We start from the raw sequence: 17,579 nt of genomic DNA on the forward strand, positions 1-17,579 counted from the left end.
CATCTGTCTTGTAATAAAACTATTTTTTTAAAATAAAATCATATAAATAGTAGCATATACTATGCCAGAGGAGGCAAATCAATCAGGTATATTAACCGTTTCGGGCAAGAAATGTTTTGCTGTGCTTATCAGAAATTCAGAGATGTGTCCGTGTGAAAGTGGGTGAGGGGATATGTCAAACTTTTGGCGTAGGGTAGAATAGGTACGTGGGAAGGATCAATTGGTGAAAGTAAGGATAGCGGAGGCTATTTATAAAGTACTTGCCTCAGGCTCAGCCTAAGGATTTCTCCCATGTTTTTGCAGAGGAGAAACGCCGATGATTTGTAATGTTTTGAGAGTTCCATTTTCAGGTTGTCCACGTTTTCCTGAGGGGAAATAACATCCCTCTCCATGCTGTACAGGATGTCTTCAATCTCCTTGGTAGAGGTTTTCAGCCTGTGGGCAATCAAGGCCCTTTCTTCCCTTTGGTACTGGACCATGGATTCAGGTGTGATATGTTTTATGCCCAGGTTAATCAAAGTATTGTTCTGTTTAAAGTACTGTGGGAGGTAAACGGATTTTTTGCCTTCATAGGATTGTTGGTCAAAATCTATGGCCCTGATCCGATAATGTATTTCCTCAAAGTCCGGTGTCACATCGATGACAAAGTTGGAAGAGTGCATGTCTCCAAGCAGTCTTACAAAGCATCTTTCATTGAATTTCACAAACTCTTTGGAGATCCTGATGGGGTTGAGCAAAGGGTCATGGATATGCTGCCGCATAAATTGCTCTCCAGGGATTCCGGCAATGTGCTCCTCTATTAGCGTGTCGCGATAGACCAGGTAACTGATCCTGTTGGGGGAAAGTAAATGTTCGAGTTCCAGTCCATAAACGCGGGAGGCATCCGCCATCTTTACGTAAAAGTAATCAAAGTTGTCATTGATGCGGTTCACAATTCTTACACGGAAAGGCTTGGTGTTACCGTAAGTACAGATATCTACCCTGTCCACATATAGGTGCTGCATCACACTCATATCTCCTTCTGCCTTTAAAATCGCATAGATTTTCCTCAGGTTAAAATGGATGTCTTCCCTGTCCTGTTCGTTATAAAACACGGTTTCCCAAAGGGTATCATTTCCCTTGGAATCATAAAGAGAAATCGAACTGACAAAACGCAAAAGTTCCTTATAGTGTACAGGGATGTCCACTTCCCGGCCGTACTTGATCAGGTACTTTCTTAAGCCTTTACTGATCGGGTAGATATGTTTTTTTTTATCGATCACGGGAGCAAGCTTTCATCTCATTTCAGGCGGTGATTTCCCGCTCTTGTTGCTTTAGCTTCCTTTCGAACAGGAAAGGGCCAAAAGGCAGTACGGAAGCAATCAAGGCCATAAGGGTTCTGCGGAAAGACCATTCCAAAGTGTTTTTGGTAGGGAATACCGCATAGACGTAGGCGATGAACAGGAGTCCATGAATCCATCCCACATATTTGACTGCCAAGGGCATGTCCATGGTGTATTTCAAGGGCATGGCGATAAACAGCAGGATGAGATAAGAAGCTCCTTCGGCAAAGCTGATATATCGGAATAACTTAAGTGTATTGAGTTTTTTTTCGTTGTCCATAATCGGGGCATTTCCAGACAGTAGTCTGAATAGTTATTTACTGATATTAAAAAACACTTGAAGGCTTTTCCAAAGTTTCCTTTTTAGGCCTTCATCATCAAAAATGACAGAAATATCATCGGCAAAAAGGTACTCTACATCCTGATGAGAGGTGATTTCATAGGAGGTTTCTTTGAGTTTTATGATAGGATGGCTCATTCTTCCAAATATCAGCACTTTATGAGGGTTCATTTGGTTAACGGCTCTAGGGTGTAGTTCTTCCAGATGATTGGAAGCAACCAAGGCAATGTCTTTTAATGAATGGGATACTGCTCTCAATATTTTCAGCAAAAAGGTCTTAAGGTCTTCATCCAGTTGCTCTCCTTGATAAACAACCAACAGCCCTTTTTCAAATTCTCCCTCATAGGAAATGGCCATTTCCAAAGCAGCACCATTTTCTTCGGATGCTGTTTCATTCATGGCAATAGGGTTTTCAGAGGGTTCTTCCACTACGCTTTCCTTTTCGGGCAGATCAGCAGTATAGCTTTTGAATTTGTTGGCCAACAACAATTCTTGGGTATCCTCGGGAATAAGAATGATGTCGTCCTCTAAAAACAAGCTTAATTTATTCAAATCCATCTCTTCCATAAGGCTAAAATGAGCAAAAATACCTCACCAAACAAACCTGCTTGGCGCATTTGAGGTAAAAACAGGGATGACCGGCATAACTTGCAAGAATGGGAAATGCAGTTTTATCAAAGCACCGAATGCCCAACTTGCTAAAGCCTTGATCTTTTATTTTTTGGAAGGTGGTAGGCGGTATGTCCGCATTTATCAATCTTTTTTGCCTATGGCTTGTTCCAGTCCAAAGATAGATTTAAGCTCAATGGCATCTTTGGGATCCATTCTTTTGGCCAATACCAGCCTGAGCTGCCTTCTCCTAAGGGCACCATCAAAGAGCTCCAGTTCTTCCGGGGTTTCCGGTTCTAGTTTGGGTATCTCGATGGGCCTGCCATTTTGATCGACGGCCACAAAAGTAAAAAAGGCCCGGTGGGTCTTGGTTTTGATATTGTTGGGGATATCTTCCGCCCAAACTTCAATATAGACCTCCATGGAGGAGTTGAAGGAACGGGTAACCTGGGCTTTTAGAGTAACCACATTTCCTAAGGCAATGGGATGTTGGAAAGAAATGCTGTCTGCTGCAGCCGTGACCACAATGCGGTTGGAGTGCTTCTGGGCAGCTATTGCCCCAACGATATCCATCCAATGCATCAGCTTGCCCCCCATAAGGTTGTTAAGCGTATTGGTGTCGTTGGGCAACACCATCTCGGTCATGATTACTTCAGATTCCTTTACTTTTTTAATTATTCCCATTTATGTCTGTTTTTTACGAAAATACAAAATTGTTTTTTACTTCAATGCTTATAATATTGTTTTTGTGGAATTTTATTTTGAATCCTCCCATCCCTCTTCACCCAAGAGTGGGACAAAAGCGAAATTGCTGTAGGATTCATGGCTTATTTTTTTGTCGGTTTGTTTGATGAACTTGACCATGCGCTGGGTTTTGCGGTCACCGATAGGAATCACCAGGATACCCCCCACCTTAAGCTGTTTGAGCAAGCTGGTGGGCACTACTGGCGCACCGGCCGTGACGATGATTTTGTCAAACGGAGCTTGTTCGGGAAGTCCCAGCGAACCGTCTCCATGATAGAAGTTGACTTTAATGCCGATTTTGGGCAGGAATTTTCTGGTCCTATCATATAGCTTCTTGTTGTACTCAATGGTATGTACCTTGGCTCCCAATAAGTACAGAATGGCTGCCTGATAGCCCGAACCCGTTCCGATCTCCAATACTTTGTCTCCGGGTTGGAGGGCCAGCAGTTCTGTCTGAAAAGCCACGGTGAAGGGCTGGGAAATGGTTTGTCCCTCTCCAATAGGGAAGGCCTTGTCTTCATATGCATGGGAATGCAAGGCACTGTCAAAGAAGAAATGGCGGGGAATGGTACCGATGGCTTTCAGTACTTTTCGGTCCATTATTCCCTTGTCTTCCAGTATTTTTACCAGCGCTTTTCTCTGTCCCTTATGAGAGTAGGAATCCTCTAATTTTAACATACCTGAAGAATGAACTTATTTTTACTTAAACTACTTTTTAATGCTAAGTTAATGGATTAAATGGCTTAATTTTAATTCACAATTGGCAATTTCAGTTATTGCCTGATTTTATGAGCATTAATTTTACACTAAAATATGTTTACAGGAATAGTAGAGTCACTGGGCGAAATCAAGGATATCAGTAAAGAAGGCTCCAATATTCATTTTGATATAGCATCATCCATCACCGGGGAATTGAAAATAGACCAGTCGGTAGCCCATAATGGGGTATGCCTGACTGTGGTAAAAGTAGACGGGGAGATATACCGAGTGACGGCAATCGATGAGACCTTACAGAAAACCAGTCTCAGTGAATGGGAGGTAGGGAAGAAGGTCAATCTGGAGCGTTGTATGCCTGCCAATGGCCGGTTTGACGGGCATATCGTGCAGGGCCATGTGGATCAAGTAGGGACGGTAAAGCAGATTTCAAACCAAGACGGTAGCTGGCTCTTTGATTTTGCTTTCGATGATTCCAAAGGCAATGTGACCGTGGAAAAGGGTTCTATTACCATCAACGGAACCAGCCTGACCTGCTTTAATTCCAAGCCTGGGGCCTTTTCAGTGGCGATCATCCCTTACACTTTTGAACATACCAATTTTCACCAGTTGAAGGTAGGGGATAAGGTCAACCTGGAATTTGATATTGTAGGCAAGTACATCCAAAGGATGCTTAAAGGATACAAAGAATAGCAATTGTTTAATTGTCAGTTCATTCAACGATAAAGTGCCGGTCAGGATAGTACATTAAAATAACTGAATTGTCGTCCAAACCTTTATTCCTCCATTTTTTCTACTTTTCTGATGGCGGTCATTTTGATTTTTACAATCAGCCACCAAGCTAGGGCTCCCGATAGCATGCCTACCAGTGCTCCAATAATAACATCGGCAGGATAGTGAACGCCAAGGTAAATTCTGGAATAAGAGACCACTGCAGCCCAAAGGAACAGCCAGCCAAATCCCTTTACCTTGCGGTGAAAGGTAATCAAAAGGTACATTGCCAAGGCGAAGGTATTGGCAGCATGGGAAGAGGCAAAACCAAACATACCACCGCAATGCCTGTAGTTGTACATCAAACCTTCCCATCTGGCATCATGACATGGTCTGGGCCTTTCAAAAAACGGTTTCATAAAGCCCGAGGTGATCTGATCGCTCATGAGGATGGTCAGAAAGATGCCGGTAAAAACCCATATACTGCCTTTGCCGAGGTTTTTGATGATCAAGTAAGCCAGCAATGCATAAAAAGGTACCCATATCCAGGTGCCCGAAACGGCATACATAATGGGATCCAGCCAGTCCTGATGTAAGGAATTGAGGGACAGAAAAAGTTCTTCGTCCCAGGTTTTTAATAGTTCTATCACAAATTAATCTTTAACCAGTCGATGTCTTTCTTTAGATAACCAAGGGTTTTTTCTTCTGCGGATCCTTGCTCCGGTGTGTTCATGTATTCCCATTGGGCCTGTGGGGGCATGCTCATAAGGATACTTTCCGTGCGTCCGTTGGTATCAAGGCCAAACTTGGTGCCGGCATCCCAGACCAGGTTGAATTCCACATACCTTCCCCGCCTCAATGCCTGCCATTCTTGCTGGGGCTTACCATAAGGGAGCTTAGCATTTTTGGCCATAAAATGACGGTATATTTTGGGAAAAAGATAGCCTATGGATTTGACGAAATCAAAAATGGAAGCAAAGTCATTTTGTTCATCGGCCACCAATCTGTCAAAGAAGATCCCTCCAATGCCACGGGTTTCATTTCTGTGGGGCAGGAAAAAGTAATCGTCAGCCCATTTTTTGAATTTGGGGTAAAATGCCGGATTGAATTGATCGCAGGTTGTTTTCAGCTGTTGATGGAAATAGTGGGCATCTTCTGGAACCACATAATGGGGAGTAAGGTCAATGCCTCCTCCAAACCAATAAGTGCCGTTGCTCATTTCAAAATAGCGGATGTTCATATGAATGATCGGCACCATGGGGCTGTCGGGATGGATGACAATGGAAACACCGGTGGCATAGAAATCAGCATCTTCCAATTGGAGCTTTTTTAGGATCTTTTCTGGTGTGGGGCCATGTACCGCTGAGAAAGCCACTCCTCCTTTTGCGATGATGTTTCCTTCCTTGATGATACGGGTTCTTCCACCTCCTCCGGCTTCCCTTTCCCAAAGATCTTCCTGGAATTTGGCCTTTCCGTCCTCGATTTCCAGCTCACTGCAAATATGGTCCTGAATGCTCTTAAACTCTTCTGAAATCTGTTCTTTACTGATTTTACGCATACTAGTTGGTTGCTTCAATTTTAAAATTAACGGATTAGAAAGGATATCCAATGCCGATATTAAATACCGTTTGCCCTTTTTCCCCCAAGGGGTTCTTAAAGGAAAGTTTGTCCAGAATAAATCGGTCACCCTTTTCTCTGGCAGGGTCGACCGCCTTGACTCCCATGTCCAGCCTAAGTACCAGAAAGTCAAAGTCCATCCTCAGCCCCAGGCCAGTTCCTACAGCAAGCTGGTTGATAAACTGTCCCGGTTTGAACTGGGCCCCCTCTCTGGTAGGATCTTCTTTAAGGGTCCAGATATTTCCTACATCGACAAAGAAAGCCCCATCAAAATAGCCGAAAAGCTCCCTTCTGAACTCAAACATCCCTTCCAGTAAAACCTCCCCGGGCTGTTCATATCGGTAGTCAAAAAAGCCTTCTTCGTTGGTCTCGGGGGTAAATGAGCCCGGGCCGAGTCGACGGGGCTGCCAGGCCCTGATGCTGGTACTACCACCGGCAAAAAAGTACTTTTCATAGGGCAGGACACCATTACTGATCCCATAAGGGACCGCTAGGCCTGCGTTGATCCGATAGGCGAAGGTGCTTTGCCGGCTGAGGGGAATGTACCTTCTGAAATCAGACTGAAATTTAAGGAACTGGAAATACTTCAGACTTCTGTCCTGAAAGGCCGATTCATTCAGGAAATTGATGGAGGTACCGCCACTTTCCATAAACAAACGCCACAGCGATGAACGGTTTCGTTGGAACAGGCCATAGTCATTGAAATTAATGATCACTTGGCCGGAAATACTGCTCACATAAGAAGATTGAAAGGAGTTGATCAGGTTGTTGCCCTGGTTCTGAAGGTCTAAGAGGCGCTGTTCAAATTCCGGGTCCAGATTGGAACGGATAAGGTTGGCATCCAAAGCACTGATGGTATATTGCTGTCTTTGGTTTCTGGTGGCCCAGGTATAGGCCAAAACGGTATTGAAACCTTCACGGACATATTCCGGCCTGTTCACATAGTTATAGCCGACCAAAGCCCTCGTCCGGGGATTGTACCGTCCGAATTGTTCAAGGGCTTTGCGATTAAAGGGAAAGAGGAATTGAGGGAATATTACTGATGCTGAGGTGCTCAGTTCCCTGCTCCTGTATACCCCTCCCTCGGTGGTGGCAGAAGCCACACCTTCAAGTCCTGCCCGGAAGTTGAACTCAAATATCTCAAGCCCCCTGAACAGGTTTCTGTTCCTAAGGGAGTGGCTGAAAAACGGCCCGGGCAGCTGCTCGGTGATGCTGGCACCCAATTGATTGGTGATCTGGAATTTTTCATTGGGCTGGGTAAATATTTTGGCACTGATGGCATTGCCCAGTGTATCAAAGGCTATGTTGACAAAGCGGAAGATGTCCAGGTTGGCCAGCTGCCTTTGGGTTTCCAATACCTCGGACCGGTTATACAAATCGCCTTTTTTAATAAATACCCTGGAACCGATGACCCTTTCGGAATACCTGTCCCTGTACATTAGGTAGCTGATGCCGTTATGTGATTTTCTTATCTTCTGATCCGTTATTACATCGGAGGGGGTGGAGATATGAAAGGTGACAGAGTCGATGGAATAGACTTTATGGTTGTTCGAAAAGGTAGGCTTTCGGATAATCTGTTCGATGGCCACACTTTTCTCCACGGTATCTTTATACACATTGTATTCTATATAAGACTTGCTGAAGGTGTAGTAACCGTTGTCTTTGAGCAGGTCTTCCACCCTTTGCCTTTCCTTGGAGATATTGTCTTGGTTGTACCTCCGGCCTTTTTTGATCAGGTTGGCTTTGTTGTTGGATTCCAAGAGCCGGGAAATATTGGGATCATCTGAACGGGTGAAGATGCTGTCAATCAGGTAGAGGTTATTTTCTTTGACGGTGTAGGTGACAAAAGCCTTTTTCTTTTTCTTTTCTACAGCGGTGGCAACTTTTGCATCAAAAAATCCATGGTTGACCAGATAACTATGGATTTCCTTTTCGGAGGTATAGGTTTTTGAACTGTCATAGATGGTTTTTGGGTTGCCCGTACGCATAAACCAGTTCCCGTAATCCAGCTTTTTGTTCAAGGATTCGATTTGGCTGTTGAGTTTGTAAAATCGCCTTTCTAGCTTGTTTAAATTAGGGTTTTCATTAAGTTGTTCCTCTATTTTGCGTTGTTCTTGAATGAGTTCTTCTTTTTTTTTGGCCAGCTTTGAGCTGTCATAATTGGCTCTGCCAATATTATGGATGATCACGCCCGGAGAAAAGTTGAAGATTGGTACCCTGGTATTGGGGGTTTGTTTGATCAGTTCTCTTAATTTTGTCTCGTTGCTGGCTTGTACTCCTTTCAGGTCAACATCATATACCAGGTACTCTCCCTTCTTTAGCCCTCTGGTAAGCGAGCAGGAGGAGAGGATAAGCACCAGGATAAGAAAGTTTATATATTTGGTTTTATTCACTAGCATTGACCTTAATGATCAGCAAAAATACGCTTAAGTTTATTAAATCCTTACAACAGAAAAAATTCCGTAGACAAGAGAATGCTTTTTTTGTCGAAGGAGCTAAAAATGTAACGGAATTACTCCAGTCAGATTTTGAAGTGAGCCACCTTCTTTACACCGAAAAATTTTATGCATCCCATCATCAGATGGTTGATGCCTTTGAAAGGGAATCTTTTTTGGTAAACACCAGGGCTTTGGAATCCGTGGGGGCTTTCAAAACCAATGAAGAATCTTTGGCGGTGGCCAAGATAAAAGAAAACCGTCCCTTTGAGGTGTTAGAAGGAGAACTTGCCCTGGCTTTGGATGAGGTCAGGGACCCGGGAAATTTAGGCACCATTATCAGAATCGCTGATTGGTATGGGATCAAAAAGCTGATCTTGTCAGAACATACTGCCGATTTTTATAATCCCAAAGTCCTGCAGGCCAGCATGGGCTCTTTTACCAGGGTCGACTTTCATTATACCGATTTAAAAGAATTCCTGAGTAGGCAGAAGCAAAAGGTGTACGGAGCCTTTTTGGAGGGACAAAACATCCATAAAGCGCCTTTGAAGGCCGAAGGGATTATTTTGATGGGGAATGAGTCAAAAGGGATTTCCGAGGAGCTGAGCCCTTTGGTAAGCCACAAAATCACCATTCCGCGTTTTGGTGAAGCCGAATCGCTGAATGTGGCCATTGCCACCGCAGTTATCTGCGACAACTTTAAACGAAACCATTGATTCTTTTTATTCTTTAGAATATGACAAGACTTCGAAAAGTCATTATCAAAGCGGGTATAAATGGTTTTTTCCTTGCTTTGCTGGGAACCATATTATTGGCCAATTTATTCCCTTCTTGGGGCGGGGAAAACAGCATCATTCCCTTTAAGGAAATCACGCATTACGGTGTTTCTTTTATCTTCTTCTTTTATGGAGTGAAAATGGATCCCGTAAAATTAAGGTCGGGGCTGTCCAATTGGAAGCTGCATTTATTGATCCAAAGCACCACCTTTTTGGTGTTTCCTGCAGTGGTTTTATTGGTGAAGTACTTCTTTGGAGCATGGGGGGACTCTAGTGTGTGGTTGGGGGCCTTTTATTTGTCCGTACTGCCTTCTACCGTGTCGGCCTCTGTGGTGATGGTGTCGATTGCGGGGGGGAATATCCCTGCCGCCATTTTCAATGCCAGTATTTCGAGTATTGTCGGTATTTTTGTGACCCCGGTGTGGATGGAGCTGTTTTTGGAGGGAAGTGAAATGAGCTTTGACTTGTTGGATGCTTTTTGGAAGCTGAGCAAACAGGTGCTTTTTCCGGTGGTCGCCGGTTTTCTGCTCCATAGGTTTTTGGGAAAATGGGTACAAAAAAACAACAACATGCTCAAAACCTTTGATCAGGCAATTATTTTGATGATCGTCTTTTCAGCTTTTTCCGCCGCGGCGGAAAGAGGGATGTTTGATGGCCAGAAATGGGACTTTTTGTTGACCTTGGGAGGGATGATGCTTTTGCTGTTTATGGCCATGGCAGCCTTGATGTTTGGTATAGGCAAACTGCTTGGTTTCAGCAGAGAAGATCAGATTACGGTGCTGTTTTGCGGCTCCAAGAAATCACTGATCCAGGGAGCAGCCATGGGAAAAGTGCTATTCCCCGATCCGGTGATTTTTGGGGTGGTGCTGTTGCCCTTAATGCTATACCATGCCCTTCAGCTGGTCTTTGGGAGCATGATCGCCCAGCAGTTGGCAGAAAGGTACAAAGAGGCAGAAGGTAGTTGGTCCTCGGGTAAGTAAGGGGATGGATAAATCCTGTTGGGCCAAGGGGAAGGGGTAACAATTTAATCTATTGTTATCATGGACACTGGATAGTATAATTGAAAACCGTAAAAATAGAAAGCCCAATCAAATTCTAAGGGATTGAGGGTGCTGGTCTTCCGCTAAAACAGGAAAGGTACTAAGAGGTTTAGAGCCGATATTCCCCTTTACTTGCTTAGAACCTGTTAGTTCCTCATGATCTTAATTGGCTTTTTATGTTCAGCAGTTGGAATAGTTTGAAAATATTCTGTGGTTATTAGAGGTTTACAGGGCCAATTTTCAAGCTTATTGAAATAGTTTAGGTAAACCGTGTCTAGTGAAATTGTATAGTAGCCACCAGTTCCTCCATTACCAAGTTCCAAATAAAAATCTCCGTTTTTGTAAAGAACCACTTGTTGCACACCAACTACTAAACCGTTTTGGACGGAATATTCAACTGTTCTGTTCTCGCATGAAATCAAGTTACCACACAGGCAAATTATTAGAATTATTGATTTGATTTGAACGTCCATCATTCGTGCTCGATTCAGTAGTTCACAACCTTAATTTTTCGTATTCAAGTATCAATGGTCCAGAATCTATCCAGCATCGTGACGTTCACAAATAATATTTTAGACTTGAATTGCTCTGACTCGAAGGTTTTCTGAGTAGTTCAATCATCTATTTAGGTAATTTTATCCAAATCCACTGCTGTGACCAACATTGAACCTTTATTCATCAGAATACTTGGTTTTAAGCCCCTTTTATCAACTTAATTTCATCTGCTAATACAGGGACATTATTTTGAATTATACCCCAAATCATTTCAGGTTCTACAGAATCATATGCATGTGAAATTATATTTCTTAGACCTATAATTTTCTTAGCTGAAGATATATTAGCATTAGGTTCAATCTCAATTATCTTTCGAATGGCTTCTCCTATAATTTCCAGCTCTCTTTACACAGCTCTTTGTAAGATGATATCTTGGCTGAATTTATAAAAGTTGTTTTGAGTTTTTGATTTAATGGATTCAATCTCCTCAATCACGCTTTCTATATCTAGAATGTATTTAAGGAGTTTAGGCTGCATATAAATCAATTTTAGATCGGTAGATTTCATCTTTGAGAACAGGGTTCTTCAACGATTTAATAGAAACTAGGTCAATTTTTCTATTTAAAATATTCTCTAAACCTTCTAATAATGAAAAATAGTTGTCAGCATAATCTAAAACATCGATTTCATTCGAAAACTGCACGAGAAAGTCAATATCGCTATCTTCATTCATAGATTCTTTCGCCGCAGATCCAAATAATGAAATGGATGCCACCCCATGTTTTTTACATAGTGCTATAATTTCCTCCAGTTTATTTTGTACTAAATCAACCATACTATTCAAATATAATCGAAATTTTGGATTTAACCTTTGTTCTATCACTATGGCACCTAACGCTGTAACGACGCTCCATAGCGCTTAACATATCCCTTATTTTTTCATCTAAGGTAATAGTTTATAGGTTGTCAGGAAATCAACAAGCCGTTTTCCTGATATCCAAAAAGAAAGCAATCTATAAAAACGAACTGTCTTCTGATGCTTCGGCAATCATCTTTTCGGCTACTTCCTTGCCCAAGTAGCGGTCTATCAGGTCATGACCTAGATAAAGCAAAGGAGTAAGGATAATGGCTACCGAAAACTTATAGATATAATTGATGATACCCACTGCGATCAACTGCTCTATGGACCAGTTTCCAAATACATAAAAGGCTATTCCCAAAACGACAAAGGAGTCGATAAACTGGGACACCAAAGTGGAGCCGGTGGCCCTCAGCCAGATCATTTTGGCGCCGGTGATTTTACGGAGTTTTTGGAAAACGAAGACATCAATCAGCTGTCCCAAAAGAAAGGCGGTCAGCGATCCAATGATGATGCCCAAGCCTTGCCTAAAGATGGTGTCGAAAGCGTATTCAATATTAAAGGGGTTTCCCGAAGGATCTGGGCTGTTCACTTCCAGCCAGAAATCCGCTGGGGGCAGCAGGGTGACAATGGTGATGAAGATAAAAACATAGGCAATAAAGCCGGCAGTAAGAAAGCTGATTTTCCGCACCCCTTTTTTGCCAAAATACTCATTGATGATATCGGTGGTGATGAACACTACCGGCCAGATCACCGCTCCCGCAGTGAGGTTAAAGTCCAGGACATATTCCCCGAAAAAGGTCCAATTTGCAGGCGGAATACCCAGGGTGGCCTCGCCTGAAAATATCTTGACTCCTATGATCTCGGCCAGAATGGCATTGGTGAGGAAAATGCCGCTAAGGATAATAAAGAGCGTGGTTTTTTTGTTATGGAATTTTCGGTCAAAAGCTGTATCCATATAGTATGTTATAAAGAATAAGTTTCTCCTTCGATGCTTAGGTGGCTATTGGTAAAAATACTTTCAGCTTCCATGTGCAAGGCATCCAGTTCCGCATATCGGGTGGAATAATGTCCCAATAGTAGCTTCTTTACATTGGCTTCCAAAGCAATGGTGGCGGCTTGTTTTGCCGTGCAATGGTAGGTGTCTATGGCTCTTTCCAGCTCGGTTTCCATAAAGGTAGCTTCGTGATAGAGTAGGTCTACCTCACGGACATATTGGACCAGTTCAGGGTCAAATTTGGTGTCAGAGCAAAAGGCATATTTTCTCCTTGGCTGTCTAGGGTGGGCAAAATCCTCCACGGAATATACCACGTGACCTTTAGCATCGGTAAAGTCCTTGCCGTTTTTTAAGGTATTGATGGCTTCCACACTTAATTTATGCTCTAGCAGTTTTTCCTTGATGAGGTTTCTTTGCCTTTCCTTTTCGATAAAATAAAATCCTGTGCAGGGCAGTCGGTGCTGCAGCGGAAAGCTAAATACCTGAAAGCGCTTAGCGTCCAATAATAATACCTGCTCGGAGGGATTGGTAGGCACAAACCGTAAGGGATAGCAAAGCCGGGTGTTACCGTAGCGCAGTTGGGTCGTGATGATTTCATCCAGACCACGAGGACCATAAATGGTCAGAGGTGCTTGCCGTTTGTTTAAATGAAAAGTGGAGATCACTCCCATTAATCCCAGGTAGTGATCTCCATGTAAATGCGATATGAAGATATGGTTGATCTTGGATGACCTTACCTTATAGCGCTGTAGTTGAATCTGAGTGGCTTCCCCACAGTCAACCATCAGCAGTTCGCTGCCTATGGTGACAATTTGGGAAGTTTGGTGCCTGTCATGCGCGGGAACCGCCGAGTTGGAGCCTAAAATGGTAACCGAAAATTCCAATTTTAGTTTTCCTCTTCTTCCTTACTTCCGTCTATTTCATGCATAAAGATGGCATCGGCGGCCTCCTCTTGGGATTCCACAACATTCAATACCTTGTCCAGCATGGATATTTTGATCAGTTTGGTCACGTGCTCCTGGGGAGCTGAAATCACGAAAATCCCTCCGTTTTCACTGAAGGTCCTATGTCCTACCAATAGGGCGCTCAATCCGCTGGAATCGGCGTATTTTACATGGCTCATGTCCATGATCAGGTTATGGTAACCTTCTGCATTGACGGTCAAAAGCTCGGATTTCAATACGGGGGACAGGGTGGAGTCCAACTTTTCCTCTTGCAAGGTGAAAATCACGTATTGCTCTTTTTTATCTACTGTATATTTCATGGTTTAGAGTTTAAATGGAGGCACTGTTATTTGGGCCTCCTTTGGTAATCGTCTAGGGAGTTTAGATATTTTCTTCTATCGCAGTCTTGATCCGCTCCATCATCTTGCTGTTGTCTGCTTTGACAAAGCTTTCTCCAGTTATTTTCTCATACAACTCAATATAGCGTTCTGAGATATCATTTACAATTTTATTAGGCATATTGGGCACTGTTTGTCCCTCTTTTCCCTGAAAATTGTTGGCAATCAGCCACTGTCTTACAAACTCTTTGGAAAGCTGCTTTTGGGGATGGTTGTTCTTTTGATTCTCCTTATAGCCCTCCGCATAGAAATAGCGGGAGGAGTCCGGAGTGTGTACTTCATCGATCAGCAGGATTTCATCGTTGTATTTTCCAAATTCATATTTGGTGTCTACCAGGATAAGTCCCATTTCTTCGGCTATCTCTGTTCCTCTTTCGAACAGCGCCCTCGTATATTTTTCCAAAATAGCGTAATCTTCTGCGCTTACGATACCTTTGGCCAGGATGTCTTCACGGCTGATGTCTTCATCATGGCCTTCATCGGCTTTGGTGGTAGGGGTAATGATCGGAACAGGGAGTTTGTCATTTTCTTTTAGGCCTTCTGGCAATGATACACCGCAAAGGCTTCTTTTGCCCTCCCTGTATTCTCTCCAGGCATGACCGGCAAGGTAGCCTCTGATCACCATCTCTACTTTAAAAGGTTCACATTTTTTCCCGATGGTGACATTTGGATCAGGAGTGGCCAAAACCCAGTTAGGGACAATGTCCGCAGTAGCTCTAAGGAATTTGGCGGCAATCTGATTCAGCACCTGGCCTTTGTAAGGAATAGGGAGGGGCAGTACCACATCGAAGGCCGAAATTCTATCCGAGGCAACAATGGCAATTTTTTCCTCAAACATATAGACGTCCCGTACTTTTCCTTTGTAAAAACCGGTTTGATTGGGGAATTCAAATTGAGTCTCTTTTATCGCTGTATTCATGACAAAGCTTTTTGTCCCATGTCTCACTGGGGGTGCCCAGCTTTTATGAGTTTGATGATTTTAAAATTGAATTAACAAAAATAGGATTTAGCCCGATTTTAACCTTTTTTTCTTCCTAAAATTATTCGACTAATTTGCCTTCTTTGTTATAAAATTCTGTTTTAATGAGCTTTTCTTCTTGGTTATAATAACTCCATTCCCCTGACTTTTTGTTAAATGAATAGTTGCCTTCCACCATAAGACAGCCATGGTCATCGTAGCTTTGGTAGGGGCCGCTTTCCCAATCCATATCATAAGTGCGGAGGGATTTCAGCTCCCCATTGGGATGGTATTCTTTCTCTTCGCCATGCTTTTTGCCATCGATAAAATTTCTTTCCAACAGGAGTTGCCCCCTTTTGCCAAAGCGTTGGTAGGTGCCGTTCCATTTTCCCATTTGGTAAGGAATGGCTTCACTTTTATTGCCGTTCTCATCATAAATGATAACGGTCCCATCAGGGAGTCCTGCGACAAACCGGACTTCCTTTAGAAGCTGGCCGTTTGGATGATAAAAAGTGTGCTTTTTAACCGTGCCCTCATTGGTATACTCGACGACTTCGGATTTTTGATCGGTAGGGTAGTAAAGTGTCTGTGTTTTGACCGGTTTCCCTTTTTTGTACTCTGCAGTTTCCTTTAAGTTACCATGATCATAATAGGAATGGAAAATACCTTCTGGCCGTCCCTTTTTGAAATGACCCTTTTGGGCAATAGTCCCATTTTCATGATAAAGCAGGTATTCACCGTCCTTTAGCCCCTTGGTATAGACGGACTGTTCTTTGATCTTGCCAGACTTAAAGTAGGCAGATAAAGCGCCTTCCAGCTGACCTGCATCATAGTTTTCGATGGATTTGAGCTGCCCATCATCATAGAAGCTTTTAAATTGTCCCTCCAAAATGCCGTTTTCATAGTGGGAGAGGGTCATGATCTCCCCATTGGGGTAATATTCTCTATTTTCCCCTTGGGGAATACCCGATACAAAATTTGTTATCATCTTGACGTTTCCATCGTCAAAATAAGTGGTCATGTTTCCTTGAAGAAGGTCATTCTCAAAGTGAGCTTTCTGAATCAGCTGTCCCTCTTTATTGTAAGAGAGGACGGGACCATGTCTCAGGTTATTTTTATAGGATACCGTTCTTAAGGTGTCTTTGGTGACCGGATAAAAATAGACAAAGAGGCCTTCTTTTTTGCCGTCGACGAACTGCCCGGTAGTTTGGACCGATCCATCTTCATAAAACATGGTGTAGGGGCCGCTTATTTGGTCACCGTTTTTTTGGTAAACTTCTTTTAAAAGGTTTTTATCTTCATCATAATAGGTTTTGATGGTTTCCTGGCAATAACCCTTGATTATGGCAAGCACAAGGGAAAATGTCAGCAGAATAGTTTTAATGTTCATGAAGCACTGATCTGTTAAAACTTGGGCTAAGTTAGCTTTTCGATAACCATGGCAGAGGCCCCGCCTCCGCCGTTGCAGATGCCCGCTACACCTATTTTACCTCCTTTTTGGGCCAAAACGGAATGTAGCGTGGTCAATATTCTTGCTCCCGAGGCACCCAATGGATGACCTAAAGAGATGGCACCACCAAAGACATTGAGCCGGTCGGGGTCCAGTTTCAACTGCTCTTGGTTGGCCAGCGCCACGGCAGCAAAAGCTTCGTTGATTTCATAGAAGTCGATGTTCTTTTCACTTAAGCCTGCATTTTTGATGGCTTTGGGAATGGCCAGGGCAGGGGCAGTGGTAAACCAAATCGGATCCCTGGCTGCATCTGCAAAGCCCAGGATTTTGGCGATAGGCTTCAGTCCAAGCTCTTGGGCTTTTTCTTTGCTCATCAGTACCAGGGCCGAAGCGCCATCATTCATGGTAGAGGCATTGGCAGCAGTGACGGTGCCTTCTTTATCAAACACGGGCCTTAAAGTGGGGATTTTTTCAAAGATGACGTTCTTGTATTCTTCGTCCTCATCAATCAGTAGGGCTTCCCCTTTACGTCCTTTAATCTCCACGGGGATCACCTCTTCTTTGAAATGGCCTTTTTTCCATGCTTCAGCAGAACGCTGATAGGATTGGATGGCATATTGGTCCTGTGCCTCCCTGCTGATGTTCATGTGCTTGGCCGTATTTTCTGCACAGTTGCCCATGGGGAAATTGTAATATACCTCGTGCAATCCGTCCTTGGCCAGGCCGTCGATAAACTCACCATTACCGAATTTGTACCCAAAGCGAGCCTTGGGGATATAATAAGGAACATTCGACATGCTTTCCATACCTCCAGCGACGATGACATCATTCTGTCCGGTCATGATGGACTGGGCGGCAAACATGACGGACTTCATCCCCGAAGCGCATACCTTATTGACGGTAGTACAGGGAACATTATAATTGATACCTGCTCCCAAAGCAGCTTGTCGGGCAGGGGCCTGTCCGAGGTTTGCAGACAGCACGTTGCCCATGATCACCTCTTCGACAGTCTCCGGTGCTATAGCTGCCTTTTTGAGTGCAGCTCTGATGGCATTTGATCCGAGTTCTATGGCTGAAAGACCTGATAACTTACCTCCAAAACTTCCTAGAGGAGTTCTTACTGCGGAAATGATATAGACTTCTTTCATTTGGGTTTATGTTTGGGTTAGG

General features: G+C 43.4%; 19 protein-coding genes. 3 read left to right on the top strand and 16 right to left on the bottom strand.

Annotation, left to right across the window (positions count from 1 at the left end):
* Positions 1-245 precede the first annotated feature (245 nt).
* The 5 genes from ACYVAA_RS04990 to ACYVAA_RS05010 all read right to left on the bottom strand — a co-directional run bounded on the left by ACYVAA_RS04990 (position 246) and on the right by ACYVAA_RS05010 (position 3,693).
* Positions 246-1,262, bottom strand: a complete 1,017-nt coding sequence (locus ACYVAA_RS04990) for a hypothetical protein (RefSeq protein WP_460539074.1) — start codon at positions 1,260-1,262, stop codon at positions 246-248.
* 22 nt (positions 1,263-1,284) lie between these two features.
* Entirely contained in the window at positions 1,285-1,602 is a 318-nt protein-coding gene (locus tag ACYVAA_RS04995) for a DUF3817 domain-containing protein (protein ID WP_460539076.1), read from the bottom strand.
* A gap of 33 nt (positions 1,603-1,635) precedes the next feature.
* Positions 1,636-2,220, bottom strand: coding sequence for a hypothetical protein (locus tag ACYVAA_RS05000; protein WP_460539078.1), 585 nt, complete (start codon positions 2,218-2,220; stop codon positions 1,636-1,638).
* A 195-nt stretch (positions 2,221-2,415) separates the two neighbouring features.
* Positions 2,416-2,955 carry an acyl-CoA thioesterase gene (locus tag ACYVAA_RS05005; protein WP_460539079.1) on the bottom strand — a complete coding sequence of 180 codons (540 nt, stop codon included), beginning with the start codon at positions 2,953-2,955 and terminating at the stop codon, positions 2,416-2,418.
* 72 nt (positions 2,956-3,027) lie between these two features.
* A complete protein-coding gene (locus ACYVAA_RS05010; protein ID WP_460539081.1) occupies positions 3,028-3,693 on the bottom strand; it encodes a protein-L-isoaspartate O-methyltransferase family protein in 666 nt (221 codons plus the stop codon).
* Between the two features lie 135 nt (positions 3,694-3,828).
* Here ACYVAA_RS05010 and ACYVAA_RS05015 point away from each other — a divergent pair, with 135 nt between their 5' ends.
* On the top strand, positions 3,829-4,422 hold the full coding sequence (locus ACYVAA_RS05015; RefSeq protein WP_460539083.1) for a riboflavin synthase: 594 nt from the start codon (positions 3,829-3,831) through the stop codon (positions 4,420-4,422).
* An 83-nt stretch (positions 4,423-4,505) separates the two neighbouring features.
* On the opposite strand, the gene ACYVAA_RS05020 is transcribed toward ACYVAA_RS05015, so the two are convergent.
* From ACYVAA_RS05020 to tamL, 3 genes are read right to left on the bottom strand one after another with little or no spacing between them, the layout of a single operon-like run.
* Positions 4,506-5,090, bottom strand: coding sequence for a phosphatase PAP2 family protein (locus ACYVAA_RS05020; RefSeq protein ID WP_460539086.1), 585 nt, complete (start codon positions 5,088-5,090; stop codon positions 4,506-4,508).
* Entirely contained in the window at positions 5,087-5,998 is a 912-nt protein-coding gene (hemF, locus tag ACYVAA_RS05025; protein ID WP_460539088.1) for an oxygen-dependent coproporphyrinogen-III oxidase, read from the bottom strand. Before hemF ends, ACYVAA_RS05020 begins: the two co-directional genes overlap by 4 nt.
* A 34-nt stretch (positions 5,999-6,032) precedes the next feature.
* Entirely contained in the window at positions 6,033-8,450 is a 2,418-nt protein-coding gene (gene tamL, locus ACYVAA_RS05030; RefSeq protein WP_460539090.1) for a translocation and assembly module lipoprotein TamL, read from the bottom strand.
* 14 nt (positions 8,451-8,464) lie between these two features.
* Between tamL and ACYVAA_RS05035 the strand changes: the two genes are divergently transcribed.
* Both ACYVAA_RS05035 and ACYVAA_RS05040 read left to right on the top strand, forming a co-directional pair.
* Entirely contained in the window at positions 8,465-9,208 is a 744-nt protein-coding gene (locus tag ACYVAA_RS05035) for an RNA methyltransferase (RefSeq protein WP_460539093.1), read from the top strand.
* Between the two features lie 20 nt (positions 9,209-9,228).
* Positions 9,229-10,248 (top strand): bile acid:sodium symporter family protein, encoded by a 1,020-nt coding sequence (locus ACYVAA_RS05040; protein ID WP_460539096.1) that lies wholly within the window; start codon positions 9,229-9,231, stop codon positions 10,246-10,248.
* 753 nt (positions 10,249-11,001) lie between these two features.
* Here ACYVAA_RS05040 and ACYVAA_RS05045 read toward each other — a convergent pair.
* The 8 genes from ACYVAA_RS05045 to ACYVAA_RS05080 form a co-directional block, all read right to left on the bottom strand.
* Positions 11,002-11,202 (bottom strand): HepT-like ribonuclease domain-containing protein, encoded by a 201-nt coding sequence (locus tag ACYVAA_RS05045; protein ID WP_460539229.1) that lies wholly within the window; start codon positions 11,200-11,202, stop codon positions 11,002-11,004.
* A gap of 127 nt (positions 11,203-11,329) precedes the next feature.
* Positions 11,330-11,638 carry a nucleotidyltransferase family protein gene (locus ACYVAA_RS05050; protein ID WP_460539098.1) on the bottom strand — a complete coding sequence of 103 codons (309 nt, stop codon included), beginning with the start codon at positions 11,636-11,638 and terminating at the stop codon, positions 11,330-11,332.
* Positions 11,639-11,816: 178 nt separating this feature from the next.
* Positions 11,817-12,620, bottom strand: coding sequence for a VUT family protein (locus tag ACYVAA_RS05055; protein WP_460539100.1), 804 nt, complete (start codon positions 12,618-12,620; stop codon positions 11,817-11,819).
* An 8-nt stretch (positions 12,621-12,628) separates the two neighbouring features.
* Positions 12,629-13,543, bottom strand: a complete 915-nt coding sequence (locus ACYVAA_RS05060) for a ribonuclease Z (RefSeq protein WP_460539102.1) — start codon at positions 13,541-13,543, stop codon at positions 12,629-12,631.
* A gap of 2 nt (positions 13,544-13,545) precedes the next feature.
* The gene (locus ACYVAA_RS05065) at positions 13,546-13,923 is read right to left on the bottom strand and encodes an STAS domain-containing protein (protein WP_460539104.1); all 378 of its coding nucleotides are present in this window, start codon (positions 13,921-13,923) and stop codon (positions 13,546-13,548) included.
* 61 nt (positions 13,924-13,984) lie between these two features.
* Positions 13,985-14,920: a phosphoribosylaminoimidazolesuccinocarboxamide synthase gene (locus ACYVAA_RS05070; RefSeq protein WP_460539106.1), complete on the bottom strand. Its 936-nt coding sequence runs from the start codon at positions 14,918-14,920 to the stop codon at positions 13,985-13,987.
* 121 nt (positions 14,921-15,041) lie between these two features.
* A complete protein-coding gene (locus ACYVAA_RS05075; protein WP_460539108.1) occupies positions 15,042-16,349 on the bottom strand; it encodes a toxin-antitoxin system YwqK family antitoxin in 1,308 nt (435 codons plus the stop codon).
* A gap of 26 nt (positions 16,350-16,375) precedes the next feature.
* On the bottom strand, positions 16,376-17,557 hold the full coding sequence (locus tag ACYVAA_RS05080; protein ID WP_460539111.1) for an acetyl-CoA C-acyltransferase: 1,182 nt from the start codon (positions 17,555-17,557) through the stop codon (positions 16,376-16,378).
* Positions 17,558-17,579 lie beyond the last annotated feature (22 nt).

The organism is Echinicola sediminis, from assembly GCF_054777495.1.

Bases quoted from the DNA above. Each gene is read 5' to 3' on its own strand.
- ACYVAA_RS05035 (WP_460539093.1), top strand. From the start codon at position 8,465: ATGATCAGCAAAAATACGCTTAAGTTTATTAAATCCTTACAACAGAAA.
- ACYVAA_RS05005 (WP_460539079.1), bottom strand. From the start codon at position 2,955: ATGGGAATAATTAAAAAAGTAAAGGAATCTGAAGTAATCATGACCGAG.
- ACYVAA_RS05040 (WP_460539096.1), top strand. From the start codon at position 9,229: ATGACAAGACTTCGAAAAGTCATTATCAAAGCGGGTATAAATGGTTTT.
- ACYVAA_RS05065 (WP_460539104.1), bottom strand. From the start codon at position 13,923: ATGAAATATACAGTAGATAAAAAAGAGCAATACGTGATTTTCACCTTG.
- hemF (WP_460539088.1), bottom strand. From the start codon at position 5,998: ATGCGTAAAATCAGTAAAGAACAGATTTCAGAAGAGTTTAAGAGCATT.
- ACYVAA_RS05010 (WP_460539081.1), bottom strand. From the start codon at position 3,693: ATGTTAAAATTAGAGGATTCCTACTCTCATAAGGGACAGAGAAAAGCG.
- ACYVAA_RS05075 (WP_460539108.1), bottom strand. From the start codon at position 16,349: ATGAACATTAAAACTATTCTGCTGACATTTTCCCTTGTGCTTGCCATA.
- ACYVAA_RS05050 (WP_460539098.1), bottom strand. From the start codon at position 11,638: ATGGTTGATTTAGTACAAAATAAACTGGAGGAAATTATAGCACTATGT.
- ACYVAA_RS05070 (WP_460539106.1), bottom strand. From the start codon at position 14,920: ATGAATACAGCGATAAAAGAGACTCAATTTGAATTCCCCAATCAAACC.
- ACYVAA_RS05000 (WP_460539078.1), bottom strand. From the start codon at position 2,220: ATGGATTTGAATAAATTAAGCTTGTTTTTAGAGGACGACATCATTCTT.
- ACYVAA_RS05055 (WP_460539100.1), bottom strand. From the start codon at position 12,620: ATGGATACAGCTTTTGACCGAAAATTCCATAACAAAAAAACCACGCTC.
- ACYVAA_RS04995 (WP_460539076.1), bottom strand. From the start codon at position 1,602: ATGGACAACGAAAAAAAACTCAATACACTTAAGTTATTCCGATATATC.
- ACYVAA_RS05080 (WP_460539111.1), bottom strand. From the start codon at position 17,557: ATGAAAGAAGTCTATATCATTTCCGCAGTAAGAACTCCTCTAGGAAGT.
- ACYVAA_RS05015 (WP_460539083.1), top strand. From the start codon at position 3,829: ATGTTTACAGGAATAGTAGAGTCACTGGGCGAAATCAAGGATATCAGT.